This is a genomic window from Streptomyces sp. NPDC003016, from assembly GCF_053591455.1.
In genome coordinates, this window is the sequence record NZ_JBSFTV010000004.1 from 214,189 (window position 1) to 235,850 (window position 21,662).

18 protein-coding genes are annotated in these 21,662 nt (G+C 70.6%); 13 read left to right on the plus strand and 5 right to left on the minus strand.

All coding sequences use genetic code 11. The features are described 5' to 3' along the window. Positions 1–17: 17 nt before the first annotated feature. The gene (locus ACWDZ4_RS05140) at positions 18–737 is read right to left on the minus strand and encodes a hypothetical protein (RefSeq protein ID WP_451507065.1); all 720 of its coding nucleotides are present in this window, start codon (positions 735–737) and stop codon (positions 18–20) included. 370 nt (positions 738–1,107) lie between these two features. On the opposite strand from ACWDZ4_RS05140, the gene ACWDZ4_RS05145 reads away from it, so the two are divergent. Together ACWDZ4_RS05145 and ACWDZ4_RS05150 are read left to right on the plus strand one after the other, a co-directional pair. Further along, complete coding sequence (locus ACWDZ4_RS05145) at positions 1,108–2,202, plus strand: hypothetical protein (protein ID WP_451507066.1); 1,095 nt, start codon at positions 1,108–1,110, stop codon at positions 2,200–2,202. Positions 2,203–2,242: 40 nt separating this feature from the next. Beyond that, entirely contained in the window at positions 2,243–2,743 is a 501-nt protein-coding gene (locus tag ACWDZ4_RS05150; RefSeq protein ID WP_451507067.1) for a hypothetical protein, read from the plus strand. A gap of 52 nt (positions 2,744–2,795) precedes the next feature. On the opposite strand, the gene ACWDZ4_RS05155 is transcribed toward ACWDZ4_RS05150, so the two are convergent. Then, a complete protein-coding gene (locus ACWDZ4_RS05155; protein ID WP_451507068.1) occupies positions 2,796–4,316 on the minus strand; it encodes an NHL domain-containing protein in 1,521 nt (506 codons plus the stop codon). Positions 4,317–4,562: 246 nt separating this feature from the next. Between ACWDZ4_RS05155 and ACWDZ4_RS05160 the strand changes: the two genes are divergently transcribed. The 5 genes from ACWDZ4_RS05160 (at position 4,563) to ACWDZ4_RS05180 (ending at position 8,463) form a co-directional block, all read left to right on the plus strand. Then, a complete protein-coding gene (locus ACWDZ4_RS05160) occupies positions 4,563–5,093 on the plus strand; it encodes a hypothetical protein (protein ID WP_451507105.1) in 531 nt (176 codons plus the stop codon). A 158-nt stretch (positions 5,094–5,251) separates the two neighbouring features. Beyond that, a complete protein-coding gene (locus tag ACWDZ4_RS05165; RefSeq protein ID WP_451507069.1) occupies positions 5,252–5,593 on the plus strand; it encodes a hypothetical protein in 342 nt (113 codons plus the stop codon). Between the two features lie 650 nt (positions 5,594–6,243). Continuing rightward, positions 6,244–6,567: a GntR family transcriptional regulator gene (locus tag ACWDZ4_RS05170; protein ID WP_451507106.1), complete on the plus strand. Its 324-nt coding sequence runs from the start codon at positions 6,244–6,246 to the stop codon at positions 6,565–6,567. Between the two features lie 117 nt (positions 6,568–6,684). Next, positions 6,685–7,485 carry an AfsR/SARP family transcriptional regulator gene (locus ACWDZ4_RS05175; protein WP_451507070.1) on the plus strand — a complete coding sequence of 267 codons (801 nt, stop codon included), beginning with the start codon at positions 6,685–6,687 and terminating at the stop codon, positions 7,483–7,485. Positions 7,486–7,686: 201 nt separating this feature from the next. Next, positions 7,687–8,463, plus strand: a complete 777-nt coding sequence (locus tag ACWDZ4_RS05180) for a thioesterase II family protein (RefSeq protein WP_451507071.1) — start codon at positions 7,687–7,689, stop codon at positions 8,461–8,463. A gap of 91 nt (positions 8,464–8,554) precedes the next feature. On the opposite strand, the gene ACWDZ4_RS05185 is transcribed toward ACWDZ4_RS05180, so the two are convergent. Beyond that, positions 8,555–10,045 carry an MFS transporter gene (locus ACWDZ4_RS05185; protein WP_451507072.1) on the minus strand — a complete coding sequence of 497 codons (1,491 nt, stop codon included), beginning with the start codon at positions 10,043–10,045 and terminating at the stop codon, positions 8,555–8,557. A gap of 167 nt (positions 10,046–10,212) precedes the next feature. Between ACWDZ4_RS05185 and ACWDZ4_RS05190 the strand changes: the two genes are divergently transcribed. Both ACWDZ4_RS05190 and ACWDZ4_RS05195 read left to right on the plus strand, forming a co-directional pair. Then, entirely contained in the window at positions 10,213–10,629 is a 417-nt protein-coding gene (locus ACWDZ4_RS05190; RefSeq protein WP_451507073.1) for a DUF4260 family protein, read from the plus strand. Positions 10,630–10,770: 141 nt separating this feature from the next. After that, positions 10,771–11,976 carry a cytochrome P450 gene (locus ACWDZ4_RS05195; RefSeq protein ID WP_451507074.1) on the plus strand — a complete coding sequence of 402 codons (1,206 nt, stop codon included), beginning with the start codon at positions 10,771–10,773 and terminating at the stop codon, positions 11,974–11,976. 200 nt (positions 11,977–12,176) lie between these two features. Here ACWDZ4_RS05195 and ACWDZ4_RS05200 read toward each other — a convergent pair whose 3' ends face one another. After that, positions 12,177–13,427, minus strand: a complete 1,251-nt coding sequence (locus tag ACWDZ4_RS05200) for an FAD-dependent oxidoreductase (RefSeq protein ID WP_451507075.1) — start codon at positions 13,425–13,427, stop codon at positions 12,177–12,179. Between the two features lie 221 nt (positions 13,428–13,648). Here ACWDZ4_RS05200 and ACWDZ4_RS05205 point away from each other — a divergent pair, with 221 nt between their 5' ends. Next, positions 13,649–15,604, plus strand: coding sequence for an HAD-IIIC family phosphatase (locus ACWDZ4_RS05205; protein WP_451507076.1), 1,956 nt, complete (start codon positions 13,649–13,651; stop codon positions 15,602–15,604). Positions 15,605–15,707: 103 nt separating this feature from the next. Here ACWDZ4_RS05205 and ACWDZ4_RS05210 read toward each other — a convergent pair whose 3' ends face one another. Further along, the gene (locus ACWDZ4_RS05210) at positions 15,708–16,142 is read right to left on the minus strand and encodes an SRPBCC family protein (protein WP_451507077.1); all 435 of its coding nucleotides are present in this window, start codon (positions 16,140–16,142) and stop codon (positions 15,708–15,710) included. A gap of 197 nt (positions 16,143–16,339) precedes the next feature. Here ACWDZ4_RS05210 and ACWDZ4_RS05215 point away from each other — a divergent pair, with 197 nt between their 5' ends. From ACWDZ4_RS05215 to ACWDZ4_RS05225, 3 genes are read left to right on the plus strand one after another with little or no spacing between them, the layout of a single operon-like run. Further along, positions 16,340–18,124 (plus strand): fatty acyl-AMP ligase, encoded by a 1,785-nt coding sequence (locus tag ACWDZ4_RS05215; protein ID WP_451507078.1) that lies wholly within the window; start codon positions 16,340–16,342, stop codon positions 18,122–18,124. Between the two features lies 1 nt (position 18,125). Then, positions 18,126–19,925 (plus strand): acyl-CoA dehydrogenase family protein, encoded by a 1,800-nt coding sequence (locus ACWDZ4_RS05220; RefSeq protein WP_451507079.1) that lies wholly within the window; start codon positions 18,126–18,128, stop codon positions 19,923–19,925. After that, complete coding sequence (locus tag ACWDZ4_RS05225; protein ID WP_451507080.1) at positions 19,919–21,652, plus strand: acyl-CoA dehydrogenase family protein; 1,734 nt, start codon at positions 19,919–19,921, stop codon at positions 21,650–21,652. The genes ACWDZ4_RS05220 and ACWDZ4_RS05225 overlap by 7 nt, the downstream gene beginning before the upstream one ends. Positions 21,653–21,662: the final 10 nt, after the last annotated feature.

Genomic DNA, 21,662 nt, shown 5'->3' on the forward strand with positions numbered 1-21,662 from the left:
GGCGTGATGGCTGCGGCTCACGTGAAGACGTGGTGGTAGGGGACGTCCCACTCGTTGGGCAGCCGCGGGTAGAACGTGTTGATGACCGTCCCGGTGAAGTCCCCGCCCCAGTTGTAGGTGAGCCGCACCTCGCTGTCCTTCGCCACGGCGTGGTCCTTGAACCCGAGAATGGCGTCGGGGTGGGTGATCGGCACGAAGGTGATCCCGCCCCACGGCGTCACCGTGACGACCCACAGCTGGGTGTCCTCCACCGCACCGTTCTTCCCGCGCCACTTGTCGCCCACCTTGCCGGGCAGGCCCACCTGCACGGTGTCGGCCGTGCTGAGAGGGGCGTCCTGATGGACGCTGATACGCCTGCGCTGCGGCTTCGGGGTTCCGTCGTCGCCGCGACCGGCATCCGCGTCGGCCGCGCCGGCGGGCGGGGGCGGCACCTGGCCCGCGGCGCTCTCGATGAAGTACAGCGGCCGCTGGCCGAAGAAGCCGCCGGGGGTGATGTGCCAGAGGTGGCCCTGCGCGTCCTTGGTGGCCGGGTCGAGCGCGGTGGCCAGCTTGACGCCCTTGTCGTGGCTGCTCGCCGCGAGTTCTGCGGGTCGCAGGTAGCCGCCGTTGAAGGCATGGACGAGCATGACCGGCCGGTTCTCGACGAGTGCGGCCACGATGGCGTTGTCGTAGCTGTTCACCGCCACCGGGCCGCCGACCACCAAATTCGCCATTGCCGTGCGTTCTTGGGTGTACATCGCGGAACCTCACTTGTTCTTGATGTGGAGAACAACGCCTCAGGTGCTCAGTGAAATTGTTTATCACGTGCCATTATCGGGCGTTCCATCGCTCGCGATCGATTCGGCTTCCTGAGCGAATGTATGATCGGAGTAAATGCACCCAAAGTGGCAACTTTCGAGGTCAGGGTGTTAAGGGGATATGCCGGAAGGTCATCGATCGGGTGAACAAAGCTGCCGCAAATTCTTGATCACCCGTTTGAGTGCGATACCTGGAGACGCCTTCTCGGGTGATGGAGACCCTTGATAGCTTCGCTTGCCGGAGCGTGTGCAGATTTCCTGTTTCCATTTCACCGAGTGCGGTTTCGGCCAGATCAGTCGAGGACAGAAATTGCCTTCCAACGCGTACAACCTGGAACGGGCCAAGCGCCAGCCGCTGACGAAGAAGAACCTGCGGGAACTCAACATCGAGCAGACCTGGCAGTCCATCCTGGATCACCCGAATCTGGTCTACGTCGACGACTACGGGGTGCGGCACAAGCCCGTCGGCTTCTCCGTGAACAAGTCGAGCTTCGGCTCCTTCCCCGGCACCGCGTACGGGCTGGGCTGGCTCGCCTACATGAACCTCGGGGAGCCGCTGATCGAGGAGCGGCGCAACATCACCCAGCCCTCGCCCGACACGTTCTCCTCGCGCACCTACGTCAACCGCAGCCAGTCCGAGATGACCTTCACCGACTCGGTCGACTTCACCGTGTCGAACGGCGCCACCTGGTCACTCTCGGGAGACTCCAAGCTCACCTTCGGAGGCAACGTCAGCGCCCAGCTCCAGCTTCAGCTGCAGAACAAGCTCGGCCTGAACCTCCAGGGGCAGCTGGGGACGCAGCTCAAGAACGAGATGGCGAACAAGAACGCCAACACGGTGACCAACAAGAACAGCAAGGACAGCGTGGGGGCCGACAACGCAAACACCGTCGACACGGCGGTGAGCAACGGGATGACGAACTCCGCGTCGGCCTCGATGACCGGCTCGGTGGACTTCACCACCACGGGCAGCGCGACCGGCACGGCGGGCCTCAACGCCGCGCTGGCCCAGGGCATCGCGGCCTCCGTCGGCGGTTCCCTGTCGACCGGCTGGGCGTCGAAGTCTCAGATCTCCGGCAAGGTCCCGCCGGGCTCGCGCGTGGAGACCATCGTCACGCAGCGCCGTGCCCTCAAGCAGTACACCTACGAGATCCCGGTGACTTTCTCCGGGCTGCTCGCGGTGAAGTACGCCGTGCCGGTGGCCGTCCTGTCTCCCCCGCAGCCGGACGATTACCCCGGGCTCGACCAGTTGGTCGCCCGCGACATCGCCGACCTCGACCTGGCCGGCGGTGGTTTCCGTATGAAGGGGCTGGCCGAGGTCGTCTCCGCCCTGGAGGTCCACCACACGATGTTCGACGGCGAGAGCCTGACTGACAGCGAACGAGACCTGTACAAGCAGCCGTGACCGGCGCGCAGCACTGCCACAACGACCAGAGGTGACGACCATGGTGTTCAAAAACGTCTTCGACTCCGCCGGGACAGGCGCGGGACTCTTCTCGGTGACCACTGACGGCCACAAGCCGCAACCGGGAGCGGGCGTCGACTTCGAGGACGCCGGCGACGACACATACGACGACACGACCACGAGCCTCTTCACCAGCGGGATCCACGGTGCTTCCCACCGGGCGAAGATCGTGCAGGAGCAGGCGCCCGAAGCACGGGCCATCCTGGGGTTCCTCGCCTCTTTCATCCAGACCACCCAGGCATCCGCCGGCACCCAGGCCGCCTACGCCCAGGACGCCGGCTCGGTGTCCACGGCCGCGGCCGCTGGCATGGACAAGTCCAGCGAGACAGTGAAGCAGCGCGACGACCTGCAGAAGGACGAGGGTCTGAAGGCGCCGAAGAAGGACGACTTCAAGGCTCCCGACGCCCCGGCGTCGCCCAAGGCCGAGCAGCCCCCCAAGGCACCCAAGGCCACCGCCGAGAAGCCATCCGACTCCAAGTAGGTTCCCGAGTCCGAGTGGTCAGGGGCGACAACGCCCCTGACCACTTGTGCGTTCACACGGGGAGCAGCTGCCACTGGCGGTCGCGGTGGTCGCCCTGCGCCCCGTACTGCTTGATCACCGTGGGGGCGTTGGTGTCGACGCGAAGGAGTAGACCGCTGTTGCGGTTCGCGATCTCATAGACCCGCGGGGTGTCGGTCACCGATCCCACCGGGATCAGCCTCCACTGCTGGTGCTCGGCGTCGCTGCCTTCGTAGGCGCGCTGCGCGACCACCGCCCCGTCGACGGTGCCTCCACCGACGACCTCCAGGACCTTGCCGCTGCGCAGGTTCTCGATCCGGTACAGGACGTCGCCATCGTCCTGGCCCGACGCGATCAGCCGCCACCGCTGGTGTGCCCGGGGAGAGGAGAGGGACTGGTGGATCTCGGCCCCGTCCTTGGTCGACTCACGCAGGACCCCCATCCGCAGCCTGCTGCGCACGTTGGCCCAGGAAACCACCGTGCCCGACTCGGGCAGCCCGGCCATCCGCTCCGAGGCGACCTTCCGAACCCGGTTGTTGACGTGGTCGGCGATGTAGAGAGTGTCGACGCAGTCCACAGCGAGCCCGAACGGGTTGTTCAGCTGGGCGGCTGCGGCCGGGCCGCCGTCGCCGCCGAAACCCGCGCTGTCCTTGCCGACGAACGTAGTGATCTTCCCGTCCGGCGCGACCTTCCGGACGCGATGGTTGTTGTAGTCGGAGATGTAGAGGGTGCCGGCGCTGTCCACCACCACCCCCAGGGGCAGGTTCAGCTGTGCGGACGTCGCCGGACCGCCGTCACCGCTGAATCCCGCGGTGCCCGTACCGGCGACCGTGCTGATGGTCCCGTCGGCCGCGACCTTGCGGACACGGTGGTTGTTCCCATCGGTGATGTAGAGGATGTCCGCGTCATCCACGGCCAATGCGTACGGGCGATTCAGCTGAGCTGAAGCCGCTGGACCACCGTCTCCCTTGAATCCCGCTACGCCGGTCCCCGCGACCGTACTGATCTTCCCGTCTGCGCTGACCTTCCGGACCCGGTTGTTGCCGTGGTCGGAGATGTAGAGGGCGCCGGAGCTGTCCACCGCCACCCCCAACGGATAGTTCACCTGGGCCTTGGCGGCCGGACCGCCGTCGCCGCTGAACCCCGCGGTGCCCGTTCCGGCAACTGTGTCGATCTTCCCATCAGGGGTGATCACCCGGACCCGGTGATTGGCGGCGTCGGTGACGTAGACCCTGCCCGCAGCGTCCACCGCCACCTCGCGCGGGCAGTTCAGCAGGGCCGAGACAGCAGGACCGCTGTCGCCCCGGTAGCCGGCCCCGGCGCCGGCGACCGTGCTGATCTTCCCGTCCGTGCTGATCTTCCGGACCCGGTGGTTGTTGTAGTCGGAGAAGTAGAGGCTACCGGTACTGTCCAGCGCGATGCCGTACGGACGATTCAGCTGAGCCGCGACGGCCAGCTCGTCGTCTCCCTTGAACCCCGCGACCCCGGTCCCCGCGACCGTGCTGATCTCGGGGTCGAAAGTCGCGTCACCGGCTTCCGTCTGAGCATTGCTCATCGTCATCCCTTCACCGTCCACCGACCGCTCACTACAGCCGGTTGTCGATCGATTCCAACAAGACATACGGGCGCCCGGTCGGCGAAGTCACCAATGAGTGCCTTCACGCATTGTGTTGACGGAGGCCGGCCCGGATCGGCTGCGATCCGCGGTCAGCGCCTGGAGGTGACGAACGGGCGCGGCGAGCCATGCAGTCGGCGAGCTGCGGCGGACACTTACCCGGTGCCTGACATGCTGCGCATCTGGATGAGACACGAATCCCGGCGGACTGAACAGCGTGCCGCCCTTGTACCGGAGGACGCCCGCAAACTGATCGCGCGAGGCGTCCACCTGACCGTTGAAGAATCTCCGCAGCGCGTCTTCCCCGCCCACGCGTACGCCGATGCGGGCTGCGCGATCGAGCAGCCGGGCAGCTGGGCGAGTCACTGCCCCGCGGCGGACATCGTTCTGGGACTCAAAGAACTACCCGACGAACCTTCGAACCTGATTTATCGGCACATTTTTTCGGCCACGTCTACAAGGGGCAGCCGGAGGCACCGCGGCTGTTACGGCGCTTCGAGGCAGGCGGCAGTACTCTGCTCGACCTCGAACACCTCCTCGACGCCGAAGGCTGCCGAATTGCGGCCTTCGGCTACTGGGCGGGCTACGCAGGCGCCTCGCTCGCCGTTCTTAAGCACCGGGGCGAGCCGACGGCGCCGCTCGCCCCCTCATCCAGCCACGAACTGCGCAGACAGCTGGCGCTCGGCCGGCACATGGGCTCGGCCAGCGCCTTGGTGATCGGGGCGGCCGGGCGCTCGGGGCGCGGGGCCTGCGAAGCACTCGGTGCGGCCGGTATCCGGCCGACCCGTTGGGGGTCCGATGACACCCGGGACCTGGACCGGGACGCGCTGCTCGCGCACGACCTCCTCGTTAACGCCATCGGCTGCGATCGGCCCGTGCCTCCGTTTCTGACGAAGGCCGACCTCGACAACGAGCGGCGGCGGCTGTCTGCGATCGTCGACGTGACCTGTGACGTGGGATCTGAACTGAACGCCCTCCCCGTCTACGACCACGTCACCGACTGGGACAACCCCGTGGAGCGGCTGCGCGAGGGCCCCAGGCCACTGGACATCATCGCCATCGACAACCTCCCCTCCCTCGTTCCGGCCGAGGCCAGCAGGTCCTTCTCCGCCGATCTGTGGCCCCTTCTCCTGTCGCTGCGGGAGGGCTCAGAAGCCTGGGACCGCTGCCAGGGGGCGTTCCGCCATGCTCTCGCCTCACTTGGCCAGCGGCGCTGAACGGCCCAGAGCCCGTTCGGGATCGACACCAGGGAACTCGGCGAGCCACAATGCGTAGAAGGCGGCTTCCTCCTCGGCGTCACCCGTCACGGTGCCGGCAGGGCCCTCTGCCTTCAGTACATCCGTCAGGGCGTCCTCGGCCCCCGAACCGTGGCCGAACTGACGGACGGCGCGGCCGTCTTCGCCGCGGTTCTCCTGGGCCTGGCGGTCCTCGGCGGGCTCGTGGTCGTCGCCGGCCGTCGACGCGTACCCGAACCCGCCCGACCGCCCGACCGTCCGACCGCCCTACCCCCGGTGGACGGCCTCGGGTCGTCGAACAAGACCTGTACGGGACCGTGTTGACACCACTGCCGGTCCACCGGGGCGCGCGGTACTTGTGGGATGTGGGGGAGTCCCGCGCCCGCACGGGGTACGGATCCGACTGTGGACAACCGGACCAGCTGGACGTCCGGGAACGGCTGTCGCCCCGGCTCCTCTGCGGCCCGCTCACGACCGTGGCCTGTCGGAGATCACCTCGCCCGGCATGCGCAGTTCCCGGGGCCGGCCCCCGTGGCAGACTCGGCGGAGGCCGGGGGGAAGGAAGGGACGTGGGGGCGTCGGAGTTGCTCATCGCCTTGGACCGGGACTGCGGCACACCACTGCAACAGCAGATGTGTGACCAGGTCACCGCCCTGGTGCGGTCGGGCCGGCTGCGGCCGGGCGAGGCCGTGCCCGCGTCCCGCGAGCTCGCTCGGCAGCTCGACGTGCCGAGGACCGTCATCACCCGCGCGTACGAACTCCTGTGCGCCCAGGGCGTCCTCACGGCCCGGCCGGCCCGGCCCGGCGCGGCTCCGGCACCAGGGTCGCCGGTCTCGCGAGCGGCGCCGGCTCGCCCCGTCCGCCCCGCAGTACGGCACCCACGGCGCTCGCCCCGTGGCCGTAGGGGCGGCGTACCGGCAGTCGGGAGCTGGTTGTGCGCGGATTCGCCGGGGTGAGGGATTCATGCCGGGGAGCCGCAGCATTCACATCCGGCTCGTGAGGGGATGGGTGTCGCTCCGCCACCCGTCCGTGTCACTGTCCTGGCAGGGCAGTGCGGGTGAAAGGGGGCAGGTATGGAGATCGGAGTTCTCGGACCGCTCGTCGTACGTATCGACGGCACGTCGGTGGTACCCAGCGCGGCCAAGCCGCGGCAGATGCTGGCACTGCTGGCGGTGAACGCGGGGCACGACGTGAGCATGGCGACGCTCGCCGAGGAGCTGTGGGGCGAGAGTCCGCCGAGCGGCCCCGCGGGTGTGGTGCAGACGTACGTCAAGCAGCTGCGCCGTGCGATCTCCGCCGCCGCGGCGCCGGAGCCGGGCCGCGTGGCGAAGGACCTGCTGAGCCGCGGCTACATCGGTTACGCCCTGAACATGTCCGGCGCCTCCGTGGAGGCCGACGCCTTCCAGCGGCTCGCCGTGCGCGGGCTGGGGGCGCTGGGGAGGAACGAGGTCGCGGAGGCGGCCGGGCTGCTGGGGCGGGCGCTGGAGATGTGGCGCGGTCCGGTGTTCGCCGACGTACGGATCGGGCCGGTGCTGCGGGCCGAGGCCCTGCGGCTGGAGGAGGCCAGGCGCGCCGCCCTGGAGGCCCGGATCTCCGCGGACCTGCGCCTGGGCCGGCACGCCGCGGTGGTGGGCGAGCTCGTCGCGCTCGCCGAGCGGTCGCCGCTCCAGGAGAACCTGCACGCGCTGCTGATGCTGGCGCTCTACCGCTGCGGAAGGTCCTGGCAGGCGCTCGAAGTGTTCCGGCGGCTGCGCGAGTCCTGTGTCCGGGAACTCGGCATGGAGCCCTCCCCGCGACTGCAGGACCTGCACCGGGCCGTCCTGGAGGCCGATCCGCTGCTCGACGCGCCCTCGCCGAGTTTTGCTGCCCTTTAGGAGCGGGCCGCACTGTGGTGGGTGTGCCGGCCGGGAGCCGCTCCACCGTGGATCGCGGCGTTCTCCCGGTCGGGCGGCAGTATCGCCCGCAGCTCTTCACCGGCGTGGGCCGTGCTCCGTCCGTCCGGTCGGCCGCCGGGGCCACCCGTGCGGCGGCCCCGGCCGGCGCACCCACGCTGGACGGACCTGAGGCGGAGCGATATGACGCGATACCTGTCCCCAAGGACCCACGACGACACCTCGGGCACGGAGCTGCGGCTGTTCTGCTTTCCGTACGCGGGCGGCGGCGCCTCGGCGTACGGACGCTGGCAGCGCAGTCTCGACGCGCACGGCGCACATGTACGAGTCATGCCGGTCCAGCTGCCCGGACGCGAAGGGCGCATGGACGAACCCCGGTTCACCGAACTCGGCGCCCTCATCGACGACATGGACGAGCAGCTCGACGGAGAGCTGGACAGCCCCCACGTCTTCTTCGGACACAGCATGGGCGCGCTGATCGCCTACTCGCTGGCCTGGCGGCGGCAGCAGCGCGGCGCGCCCCTGCCGCAGGCCCTCGTCCTCAGCGCCTACCGCGCCCCGCACCTGCCCGCACCGGAGATCGCCGACCCGAACGCGAGCGACGAGGACCTCGTCGCGAGCCTGGCGGCCCTCGGCGGCATACCGCAGGTGCTGCTGAAGCACCCCGAATTCCTGGCGGCGCTGATGCCGGTGGCCCGCGACGACCTGCTGCTGTGCGCCGGGAACAGGGCCGCCGCGGACACCGACCCGCTGCGGGTCCCGCTCCACCTGTTCGCGGGGAAGCGGGACCGGCTGGTGAGCGTGTCCGAGGTGGTCTCCTGGCGGCGGCACGCCGGGCGCGGCTGCGAGGTGCGGACCATGCCGGGCGGGCACTTCTTCGTACGGGCGCACGAGGACGCGTTCCTGCGCGAAGTCGCTTCGCTGACGCGCCGGTACGCGAGGGTGCCGGTCGCCGTGTGACCGGACGGCGTGGAAGTGCGAGAGGGCCGGACCGTGAGGAATCCACGGTCCGGCCCTCTCGCGTGCACGGGCGCAACGGGAGTGACGGGCGTCACTTACCGCTCTCGGCCGGCCGGGCCGGGGCGGCGGAACCACGGAAGCCGAACAGCCCGGTGAGCACGGAGAGCACCAGGAAGACGGCCAGCACGGTGAACCCCGACTGCAGTCCCTCCACCAGGGCGACGTCCGCGGCGGCGCCGTCCACCGTCGCGGACGCCACCCGGTTGTTGAGCACCGTGACCGAGACCGCGATCCCGAACGCGGCGCCGATCTGCGTCGACGCGTTGAGGAGGGCGGATGTCGTTCCCGCGTCCTCGTCCGTCGCCTCGGAGGTGCCGACGATCGGTGTCGGGATGAGGCAGAGCACCAGCCCCACACCGAAGAGGGCGGTGACCGGCAGCAGGAACCCGCTGTAGCCACTGTGCACGGGCATGCCCATGAGCAGGGCGAGGACGCCGGCGAACGCCACCGTGCCGGCCAGGTACATGTTCCGCGGGCCGGTCCTGCCGATCACCTGCGAGGCGACCGGAGCGAGCACCATCAGCGCGATGCTCACCGGCAGATAGGCCAGCCCGGTCTCCAGCGGGCTGTAGCCGAGCACCTCCTGCATCCACAGCGGAAGCAGGAAGAAGATCGGCATCATCATCGCGGCCGTCAGGAACTCGCCGAGGCTGCCCGCGACCACCGACCGGGAACGGAACAGCCGAAGGGGTACGAGCGGGGCCGCGCTCTTCTTCTCCACCGCGACGAACAGGACCAGCAGAACGGCGGACACACCGAACGAGCCCAGGGTGCGCCAGTGCGTCCAGCCGTGCTCGCTGGTGGTGACGATGCCGTACACCAGCAGCAGCAGGCCGCCGGTCACGGTCACCGCTCCCGCCAGGTCCTTCGGAGGACGCTCGCCGAGCGGCTTCGCCGCCTTGACGAGCATCACCGCCGCCACGCCGATCACCAGACCGACCGGCACGTTGATCCAGAACGCCCAGCGCCAGTCGGCGTTGACGATCGCGCCGCCCAGGATGGTGCCGACGCTGGCGCCGATGCCGATCACCGCGCCCCACACCCCGAACGCCTTCGCCCGCTCCTTCCGGTCGGCGAACACCGTCACCAGGATGGACAGGGAGGCGGGGGACAGCGCTGCCGCACCGATGCCCTGGGCCGCCCGCGCCGCGAGCAGCGCGCTCTCGGTCTCGGCGAATCCGGCGCCCAGCGAGGCCAGGGTGAACAGCACGAGTCCGCCCATGAACACCAGCCGGCGGCCGATGACATCGGCCAGCCGCCCGCCGAGCAGCAGAAGTCCGCCGAAGAGGAGGACGTAGATGTTCATGACCCACTGGAGGCCCGTGGTCGACAGACCGATGGACTCCTTCAGGCGCGGCCCCATCACGTTGACGACGGAGGAGTCGATGGCGATGACGAACTGGGCGAGCGAGATGACGCCGAGCACCCACCAGCGCCGCGGATCCGGCGGGGCGGTGACGGAGTGCGCCGCGGCGGCCCGTGGGGGAGCGGTGCGCGGCTCCGGAGCGGATTCGGTCTTCATGAGCTCTCCTCGCATTCACTTGCGGTGCCGTGTACGCCGCAGGGTGCGCGCGAGGGCTTGTGCGGCGCTGAAGCGGCCGGGTTTGGTGGGCGTTTAGCGCACACCCGCAAGCTGTGCGCATCCGTACGTACCGGCATACGAGCCACCACGGTCATGAAGGAGAGCACGTGACACACAACGTCGCAGAAGGCGCCACCAGGAGCTCGGCCCCCGTGGCGGTCCGCGTCGCCTGGGCGCTGCTCGGTGCCTTCCTGCTGGTCTGGGTGGTCTTCGAGATGGTCAAGCACGTCGGGTGGGTCGTTCCTCTCGCGGTGCTCGGGTTCGTCCTTCCCGACCTGTCGTTCTTCGTCGGGGCCTCCGGCGCGCACGCGCCGGGACAGCTTCCGCGCGGGACCACCCGTGTGTACAACCTGGTGCACCGCCCCGTCGTCCCGATCGTGGTGATGGCGATCCCCGCCGTACTCGCCGAGGGGCCCGGCGACAACGCGGCGCCCTTCACCTTCGGTCTCGCGTGGCTGCTGCACATCGCGACGGACAGGTCCCTGGGGTACGGCCTGCGCACCGCCGACGGCTGGCAGCGCTGAGAGGGACGTGTGCGGAGCGCGGGCTTTGCCGGGGCGCAAGCCACCGCTGGGAGCATCCTCCGGGGCAGCGGGCTCCCGGGACACCGAGGCGCGCTGTCTCACCCCCACCCCCCCCAAGCTGCCACTATCCGGAGGAACCGTATGGACACGTCAGAGCCTGAGCTGGAGTACCCGTTCCACCGGCCGTCGGCCGTGGAAGTTCCCCCTGTGTACGAGGAGTTGCGGGCCCGCTGCCCGGTTGCCCGGGTCAAGCTGCCGAGCGGCGACGAGGGCTACGTCGTCTCCCGGTACGACGACGTACGTACCGTGCTCTCCGACGCGCGGTTCAGCCGCGCCGCCACCACGGCTCCCGGCGCACCCCAGCTCACCCGCACGCCTCCGCTGTCCGGCGGCCTGTTCACCATGGACCCGCCCGAGCACACGAGACTGCGCAGGCTGGTCTCCAGGGAGTTCACGGCTCGCCGGGTGCAGAACATGCGTCCCCGGATCCAGGAACTCACCGACGGGCTGCTCGACTCCATGGAGAAGCGGGAGGGGCCCGTGGATCTCAATACCGAACTGGCCTTCCCGCTCCCGGTCATGGTGATCTGCGAGCTGCTCGGCGTGCCCTTCGAGGACCGCGGCCGCTTCCGTGCCTGGTCCGATGCCTTCGTCTCGCTCACTTCGCACACTCCGGAAGAGACGGCGCACCAGCGGAAGTCGATGATCGAGTACTTGGCCGCGCTGGTGCAGCGCAAGCGTGAGGAACCTACCGACGACCTGATGGGCGCTCTGGTCCTCGCGCACGACGACGAGGGCCGGCTCACCGAGCACGAGCTGATCACCATGGGGATCACGCTGCTCGTAGCGGGCCACGAGACGACGGTCAGCATGATCGGAACGTGCGTCCTGACCCTGCTGCGTCACCCGGAGCAACTGGCAGCCCTGCGGGCGAACCCGGACCTGATCGAGCACGCGGTGGAGGAGCTGCTGCGGATCAACCCGATAGGCGACGGCGGCCCCTTGCGGGTGACCCTGGAGGACGTGGAACTCGGCGGTACTCCGATTCCCCAGGGCAGCGCGGTACTCGCGGCGGTCTGCTCCGCCAACCAGGACCCCGAGAGGTTTCCCGAGGGAGCGGCCGACGCCTTCGACCTCGAACGCCCGTCGGCGACCCAGCACGTCGCGTTCGGGCACGGGCCGCACTTCTGCCTGGGCGCCGCGCTCGCCAGGGCCGAGCTGCAGATCGTCATCTCCTCGCTCCTGCGGCGCTTTCCGGGCCTGCGGCTGGCCGAGGACGTCTCCGGCCTCCGGATGACGAGCGGGATGATGGTGCACGGCCTGACCCGCCTGCCCGTCACCTGGTAGCACCCCGACCGCCCGGCGCGGACCGCCCGGCACTCATCACCCGGCACCCGACCGCCCGGCGCCCGTCACCCGGCACCGATCGTCGATCACCCCTCCCCTCACGCCGGCAGCACGGAGCAGCCCCGGTCCGTACCTCTCCGTACGGGCCGGGGCTGCTCCGTGCGCGGGCCGGCCGCGCGGGCCGGCCCCCCGGGAATCCCTCAGACCCGGGACTCCGGACGCTGGGCCCGCACCACCTGGGGGCCCGGTTCCTGCAACTGGAAGTACGCGCCGGCCAGCACCCGCTGCTTGAGCCGCTGACTCCGGTCGACCACCCGGTACAACGCCCTGCGGAAGGCGCCTTTGGCCCCGTGCAGGGCAAACAGGCGTTCCTGGCGCAGCTGGAGGCCGCGGGATTTGCTGACCGAGCCTTCCCGGGCACGCTGAAACTCCTCACTCGCGCGCAGCAGCGCCGTGGTGCCCCCGCCACCCGCCAGCGCCTTCTCGACGAGGGGCGCCAGGGTGACGGCGTCGATGATCGAGTGGTTGACGCCCTGACCGAGGATCGGGGTCAGCGTGTGCGCCGCGTCGCCCATGAGCACCAGTCCGGGCGCCGACCAGCGCGGTACCAGGGTGGTGAAGATGTCCAGCATGGAGGTGTCCGACCAGCTGCGGATCTCGCTGCGCACGGTGGCGGACAGCTCGGGAGCGAGCCGGTCCAACCGCTCGTACAGTGCGGGCAGACCCTGCGCACGCAGCTCTTTGAGTCCGCCCTTCGGGATGTTGAACCCCACCCGCACGCTGTCCGGGCGGGTGGGGATGAACAGCCCGTGCTGATCCCCCTCGATGCGGATGCGGTACGTGCGGTCGTCCCACTCGGCGGGGAACGGCAGCTTCAGCCACACCACGTCGCGCTCCAGCGGGATCTTGGTGTACTCCAGTCCCGACATCTCCCGCACCTTGCTGAACCGGCCGTCGGCGGCCACGGTCAGAGCCGCGCGCACCGTGACCTCACCGTCCGGTGTCCGGGCCCGCACGCCGGTCACCGCTCGGCCGTCCTCGCGCAGGAGACCGGTCGCCGTGGCCCTGCGCACCAGAGTGAAGTGGTCCGGGTACTCGGCCCCGAGCGCGGCCAGCGCGCCCAGCAACGCCGGCTGCGGCATCTCCACGGGGTACGGATGCGGATAGGGGAAGCGGGTGAAGTCGGCCCGCAGCACCGTGCTGCCCGAGTCGACGATCTCCATGCGGTGCATCTGCTGGTACGCACCGTCCAGCCGGTCCAGGACCCCGAGCCTGTCGAGCAGCCACACCGAGTCGGGAGAGACCGACTCGCCCCGGAACGACCGGTCGAAGTGACCGCTCTGCTCCACGACTACGACGGAGACCGAGCGCTTGGCGAGTTCCACCGCCAGCGTGAGCCCCGCCGGACCTCCTCCGACCACGCATACCTCTGCGGTCAGCTCTGTTGTCATGATCAATGCTGCCTTTCCGGAGGGGGCACGATCGACTGATGGTCGGGACACGGGCTAAAGCAGCCCTTGCGGACCGTGGGCCGCCGCATTCGGACCGCCGCACGCGGACCGGCCTGAGCGGACCGGCCCAAGCGGGCCGCCCGGACGCAAGCCCGTCTTTAGGCCGGCCGCCGATGCTCGTCGGCATCCGCCCAGCCATCCGGACAGAGAGGCGACACACCGTGAGCACTGCCGTGAGGACGTCCGCAGAAGAGCACACCGGCCCGATGGACCGGCTGCGCGCGCTGTACGACGAAGGCCGGCTCGCCGCCGACTACCCACTGGTGCCCGCTCTGATCGCCGAACTCGCACAGGCCCAGGACGCGTCGTACACGCACCTCTCACGCGCCGGCCGGCTGCTCGCCCGGGTCACCGCGGAGGCCGTCGCGGAGCTGCACCCGGGCGTCGTGCCCGCCAAGGTCGCGATCACCGGACACGGCACGCTGGACGCACTGACCGCACCGCTCACCGCGGAGCTCGCCCGCCATGCCGTCCCGCTGCGCCTGTCGGCCGGCGACTACGACTCCTGGACGCGTGACCTCCAGGACACCGGCAGCGGTCTCTACGCGCCGGAGACCGAACTCGCCCTCTGCGTGCTCGACGCGCAGATCGTCTTCGACGAACTGCCCCTGCCCTGGCGCGTGGCGGACGTGACAGAGACCGCGGCAGCCAAGCTGGACCTCCTGGACCGCCTCTGCGCGCGCTACGCGGAACACGGGCCGGGCACCCTGGTGCTCAACACCCTGCCGCTTCTGCCCGTCCACACCCGGCAGCTGGTCGACCACCGGTCCCGCAACGAACTCGCCATCGCCTGGCGGGAGTTCAATTCCGGCCTGCTGCGCCTCGCGGCGAAGCACCCCCGGGTGCACGTGGTGGACCTGGACCCGCTCATCGCCGAGGGAGGGGCGGTCAGGGACGCCAGGCTCGCCGCGTACGCCAAGGTCCACCTCGGCGAAGAGCTGCTCGCCCGGTACGCCCGTGAAGCCGCCCACCTGCTGCGGGCCCTGCGCGGCCGGACCAGGAAAGTCCTCGTCGTGGACCTCGACAACACGTTGTGGGACGGCATCCTCGGTGACGACGGCCCGGACGGCATCGCCGCCGCGACGACCTACCGGGGCGAGGCCTTCGGAAGGTTCCAGCGCACCGTCAAGCAGATCGGCGCGCAGGGCGTGCTGCTCGCCGTATGCAGCAAGAACGACAGGGAGCCCGTTCTCGGGGTGCTGAGGGACCACCCCGACATGGTCCTGCGCGAGACGGACTTCGTCAGGATCAACGCCAACTGGGACCCCAAGGACGGCAACCTCCGGGACATCGCCGCCCGCCTCAACCTCGGCACGGACAGCTTCGTCTTCGCCGACGACTCGCCTTTCGAGTGCGGGCTCGTCGCCTCGTCCCTCCCCGAAGTGGCCGTCGTCCGGCTGGACGAGGAGCCGGCGTCCCATGTGGACCGGTTGCTGGCCGACGGCTGGTTCGACGTACGGGAGCTGACCGCGGAGGACCAGCGGCGCGCGGGCCAGTACCGTTCCGAGGCCGGCCGGCAGGATCTGCGGGAGGGCGCCGGATCGATGGAGGAGTACCTCCGGGCCCTGGACGTCCGCGTCGAGGTCTCACCGGTGCGGGACCACGAACTGGCCAGGATCGCCCAGATCACCCTGCGTACCAACCAGTTCAACCTCACCACGCGACGGCTCCAGCAGGCGGACGTACGCGAGCGGCTGGACTCGCCGGACCACTTCGTGCTCGCGGTGCGCTCCCGGGACCGTTTCGGTGACAACGGAGTGGTCGGAGCGCTGTTCGCCCACCGCGAGGCGGACGGACTGCGGATCGACAACATGCTGCTCAGCTGCCGGGTGTTCGCCCGGGGCATCGAACAGGCCGCGGTCGCCGCGCTCCTGTCGTACGCCAAGGAGTCCGGTGCCGCGGCCGTGCACGCGAGCTACCGGCCCACGGCCAAGAACCACCGGGTGCGCGACTTCTACCCCTCGATGGGCTTCGGGACGGTCGGTGCTTCGGAGTCCGGCTCCGGCGAGGCGGAGTCCGGCTTTGGCGAGGCGGAGTTCCGGCACCCGCTCACCGACCTCCCCGCCGTTCCCGGCCACCTCACCCTGGACGCCTCCTTCGGGCGGATCCCGGACTGAGGCCCCCGGGCCCGCGAACCAGCCTGCCGTCCGGCCCCGCATCTCCCCCGGGGCCGGACGGCAGGCTTCCGCATGCCTGGCGCCGGTCCGGGTGGCGCCGGGGTCAGGCCGTCGCCTCGACCCGGGTCTTCAGCGCCTCGTTGAGGTCCGCGAAGCCCTTCTCGCTCTGGCTGATGACCGACTTCGTGAACGGCACCAGCAGCCCGGTGAAGTTCTCGCTCTGCAGGACGTGGGTGCCGCCGTCGCGCGGTGTCAGCTCGAAGCTGTGCAAGCCGTCGAAGATGCCGGGCACGCCGAACCGGCCGCGCCAGCGCAGCAGCCGGCCGGGGTCACTGGTCAGCACGGTGGGGCGGAAGACCATCTCCCGGCCCTGGGCCGGCAGCCGGAAGCGCAGCGTGAGACGGGCTCCGGGAGTCGCGCTCCCGGCCGCCTCGACGAGGAACGGGTTCCACTCGTGGAACCGCTCGAAATCGGTGAGGACGGACCACACCTGTCCGGGCTCGGCGGCGATGAAGACATCGGATGCGATGCGGGGCACTGGGCTGCACTCCTTCTGCGGCCCGAAGAGCCGCTCCTGGTAGGTCGGTCACTCACGCTAGTCGTTCCCTCCCGGCTCCCCCAGGGGACCGTGACCTCGCACAAGCGTCCCCTTAGCGCCCCGGCGGAGCATCGCACTGTCCGAAAACCCCTCGCCGGCGCTACGCCAGCGGATCGCGGAGAGGTCAGGGAAAGACGTTGACAAGCTTCCGAACCTTTACGGAACTGGTTCTGGCGCGCACGACCGCGCTCGGCGCGGAGGACGCCTTCATATTTCTCCCGGACGACGCCAAGGGCTCGACGCCGCAGCACCTGACGTACGCCGAACTCGACCTGGAGGCGCGGCGCATCGGCTCCTGGCTCCAGGAGCACGGAGCGTCCGGCCGCCAGGTGCTGCTGCTCTACCCCTCGGGCCTGGAGTTCATCAAGGCGTTCGTCGGCTGCCTGTACGCCGGAGCCGTGGCCGTACCCGCCCCGCTCCCCACCGAGCAGGGCCAGCACTTCACCCGCGTCTCCGGCATCCTGCGCGACGCCCAGGCGCGCGCCGTGCTCACCGACTCGGGCAACGCGCCGGAGATCGGCGCGTGGCTGGCGGCCGAGGGCATGTCGGACGTGCTCTGCCTCGCCACCGACAGCCCCGGCCACGGCGACGCGAGCGCCTGGACGGAACCGGCGCTCACCCCGGAGAACCTGGCGTTCCTCCAGTACACCTCGGGCTCGACCAGCGAGCCCAAGGGCGTGATGGTCACGCACCACAACCTGCTCGCCAACGAGGCGGCGATCCAGCGCTCCGTCGGCTCGGACTCCGCCTCCCGCTACGGCGGATGGCTGCCCTTCTACCACGACATGGGCCTGATCGGGCACATCCTCCAGCCCCTCTTCCTCGGCGGCTCCGGCGTGATGATGGCCCCCGTCTCGTTCCTGAAGCGGCCGCACCGCTGGCTGAAGATGATCGGCGACTACAAGGTCACGATCGGCGGCGGCCCCAACTTCGCGTACGACCTGTGCCTGCGCCGCGTCACCGACGAGCAGCTCGCCACGCTCGACCTCTCCAGCTGGCAGGCGGCCTGCAACGGCGCCGAACCGATCAGGGCCGAGACGATCCGGGCCTTCAGCGAGCGTTTCGCGCCCGCCGGCTTCCGCCCCGAGACGTTCTTCCCCTGCTACGGCATGGCCGAGACCACGCTGCTGATCTCCGGCACCCCGCGGGGCACCCGCCCCGTCGTCCTCGGTGTCGACGCACAGGCCCTGGAGCGCGGCGAGTTCGCCGACCCGCGGGAGGACGAGCCGACCCGCACCCTCGTCAGCAGCGGCGTCTTCAAGGACTTCGACGTGCGCATCGTCGACCCCGGGAGCCACCAGGAGCGGCCCGAGGGGTGCGTCGGCGAGATCTGGGTCAAGGGCGACAGCGTCGCCGCCGGCTACTGGAAGCGCCCGCTCACCAACCAGGAGATCTTCGACGCCGCCATCGCCGACGGCAGGGGCGGCCACGACGCGGGCGGCTGGCTGCGCACCGGTGACATGGGCGCCCTGGAGGACGGCCACCTCTACGTCACCGGACGGCTCAAGGAGATGGTCATCTTCGCCGGGAGGAACCTCTACCCGCAGGACCTCGAACGCGCCGTGCAGGGCACCGACAAGGCCCTCGGCGCCGGTTCCGGCGCCGTGTTCGCCGTCGAGACCGACCAGGAGCACCTGGTCGTCCTCCAGGAGGTGCGGACCAGCTCCGTCACCACCGACCTGCGCACCCTCGCCACCGACGTGCAGCGGCTGATCGGCAGGGAGTTCACCATCCCCGCCGGCAACGTGCTGCTCGTCCGCCCCGGCACCATCCGCAAGACCACCAGCGGCAAGATCCAGCGCACCCTGATGCGCGAGCTCTTCCTCAAGGGGCAGATCACCCCGCTGTACGAGGTGCTGGAGCCCGCCGTCCGCGAGCTCGTCGCGGACGCCACCGAGCGCCCCCTGGAACCGGTGGCCTGACATGGAGCATCCGCCGTACAAGCTGGCCGGAGAACTCGACCGGTTCCTCGGGGACCCGAACGACCCGCGGACCGTCTTCTCCCACGCGCGCTGCGCCGAACTCGACGAGAAGGAGGAGTTCCCCGCCGACATCTGCCGCCGTCTGGAGGAGTGGGGACTGTCCGGCTACTACGTTCCGGTCCAGCACGGCGGACGGCTGAGCGACTACGAGCAGCTGCTCCAGCTCCTGCGCGTCGTGGCCCGGCGCGACCTCACCGCCGCCATCGGCCACGGCAAGACGTATCTCGGCGGGGTCTGCGTCTGGGTCGCGGGCACCGCCGGGCAGGCCGAGCGGCTCGGCGCCGACATCAGGGCCGGCGTCCCGGTCTCCCTCGGCCTCACCGAACGCACCCACGGCAGCGACCTGCTCGCCGGCGAGGTGCGGGGGGAGAAGGAGACGGCGCCGGACGGCGGCTGGCGGGTGAGCGGCGAGAAGTGGCTGATCAACAACGCCACCCGGGGCTCCGTGCTCTCCCTCCTCACGCGCACCGACCCGGCCGGCGGACCGCGCGGCTTCAGTATCCTGCTGGTCGACAAGCGCGAAGCGGACGAGGCCGCCTACCGTCACCTGCCCAAGGTGCGCACGCACGGCATCCGCGGCGCCGACATCTCCGGCATCGCCTTCGACGGCGCCCGGGTGCCTCGCGAGGCCCTGGTCGGCACCGAGGGCGGCGGCATCGAGACCGTGCTCAAGGCGCTGCAGCTCACCCGCACGATGTGCGCGTCGCTCTCGCTCGGTGCCGGTGACCACGGGCTGCGCCTCGCCCTGGACTTCGCCGAACAGCGCGAGCTGTACGGGCGGCGCCTGATCGACCTGCCGCAGGCCCGCCACGTCCTCGCCACGGCCGCCACCGACGTGCTGCTGCACGAGGCACTCGCCCTGTTCGCGTCCCGCGCGGTCCACACGCAGACCGCGGAGCTCAGCGTCACCGCCGCCGTCACCAAGTACCTGCTGCCCACCGGCACCGAGGCGGTCCTCGCGGACCTGACCCGGCTGCTGGGCGCCCGCGCCTTCCTCACGGGTGTGTACGCCGACGGCAGGTTCCAGAAGGTCGAGCGCGACCACCGCATCGTCGGTCTCTTCGACGGAAACACGCTGGTCAACCTCAACTCCCTGATCAACCAGTTCCGTTCGCTGGTACGCGGTTTCGCCCGCGGCGCCGGGGACGCCGCGGGCGCGGCCGCCGCCTGCGACCTGACCGCGCCGCTGCCACCGCTCGACCCGTCGAAGCTGTCGCTCGTCGCACGCCGCGGCAGCGGGGTCCTGGCCGGCCTGGCCGCGTCCGTCGACGAGGTGCGCCGGCGGGCCCTCGACACCCCCGCACTGGCCCCCCTCGCCGGCGCGGCCGAGCGCATGCTCGCCGTCACCACCGCGGTGCACGCCGAGATGGAGGCCCACCAGAACGTCCTCACGGACGTACCGCCCGAAGCCTTCGAGACCGCCCGCCGCTACACCCTGTGCTACGCCGGCGCGGTCTGCCTCGGCCTGTGGGCCCACAGCGCGGACGCCGCCGCCGACGGCCTTGCCGGACGGCTGTGGCGCGACGGGCTGTGGCTGCGGGCCGTCCTCGACCGGCTGCTCGCCCGGCTGGGCGAGCCGGGCGCGGCCGGGTCCGAAACGCCCGAGGCGATGCTCGCCGAACTGCGTGCCGCCCGGCATTCCGGCCGGCTGTTCTCCCTGCTGCCGCAGGGGGAGCCCGAGGCGCCCCGCCCCGAAACAGCCGGTGCCACGGCCGGTGAGAGTGAGAGGACGACATGCTGATCGCCACCGCGCCCCAAGAGGCGCGCGTCCGCGCACGCATCGCCGAGCTGGAGGAACGCCTGGGCGACCCGACGGACGAGAGCAACGAGGTGTCGTACACCCGTCTGCTGGAAGCCGACGAGGCCGCGGAGATCTCCGGGCCCGGTGAGCGCATCCTCGACGAACTGGTGCTCAACGCGGACTTCGTGCCGCGCGCCCACGGCGGCCGGCTGGAGCGGATCGACACCCTGGTACGGGTGATGCGCCAGGTGTTCCGCCGGGACGTGAGCCTCGGCCTCGGCTACGGCGTCACCTCGTTCATGGCCGGTGTCAACGTGTGGACCGCCGGCACCGAGGCGCAGCGCGAGCGGCTCGCCCGGCTGATGCTCGGGGGCGGCAAGGTCTCGGTGGCGTACCACGAACTGGCGCACGGCAACGACTTCGTACGCAACGAGTTCGAGGCCGGGCCGGCGCCGGACGGTGGCTACCTGCTCAACGGCGCCAAGCAGGTCATCAACAACGCCGACCGGGCCGACGCCTGGGTGCTGTTCAGCCGCACCAGCCCGGCCCCCGGCAGCCGCAGCCACTCGGTGTTCCTCGCCGAACGGGCCGGGCTCGACGCGGACAGCTACCGGGTGCTGCCCCGGTACGGCGCCGTCGGGGTCCGGGGCTGCCACCTGACGGGGCTCGACTTCACGGACACCCGGGTCCCGGCGTCCGCGCTCGTCGGGGAGACCGGCAAGGGCGTCGAACTCGCCCTGAAAGCCTTCCAGATCACCCGCAGCGCGGTGCCGGGAATGGCGCTCGGCGCCGCCGACACCAGCCTGCGCACCGTCGTGCGGTTCGCGCTCGGCCGGCAGCTGTACCGCAAGTCCGTGATGGAGATCCCGCACGCCAGGGCGACCCTGTCCGGGGCCTTCCTGGACCTGCTGATCTGCGACAGCCTCTCGCTGGCCGCCACCCGGGCCGTGCACCTGCTGCCCGAGGAGACGAGCGTGTACGCCGCCGCCGCCAAGTACCTGGTGCCGAAGGTGCTCAACGACGCCATGCACGAGTTGTCGATCGTGCTGGGAGCCCGCTTCTACGTCCGCGAGGGTGAGTTCGGCATCTTCCAGAAGCACCTGCGCGACCTGCCGGTGCTCAGCCTCGGCCACGCGGGCTCGGCGGCCTGCCAGGCCACGATCATCCCGCAGCTGTCCCGGCTCGCCCGGCGCGCCTGGTTCTCCGGGGACCCCGCGCCGGACGCGCTGTTCCAGCCGCGCGGGGACCTGCCGGACGTCCCGTTCGACCGGCTCACCCTGGCCAGCGGCCGGGACGGGCTGAGCGCCTCCCTGGTCGCCGCCGTGGACGAACTGCCCAGCGGTTCACCGCAGGAGCGGGCCGTGCACGGCTTCGCGCTGAAGATGATGGACGAGCTGCGGCAGCTCCAGGAGGCGAGCCTCACGCTCGCGCCCGAGAACCGCACCGCGCTCGCCAGCCCCGCCACCTTCGCCCTGGCGGACCGCTACGCGGTGCTGCTCGCCGCCGCGTCCGTGATCGGTGTGTGGCGCCAGGCCGCCGGCGGGGACGACCCGTTCCTCGCCGACCCGGCCTGGCTCGCCGCCGCCCTGCACCGGCTGGCCCGCAGGCTCGGCCAGCAGCCGCCCGCCCTTCCGGAGTCCGTCGACGCCCGGGTGCACGAGGAAGTGCTGCGCAGGTTCCACCGGCGCAGCAGCTACGACCTGTACGACACGCCGCTGGCCGGCTGAACCCGGCAGC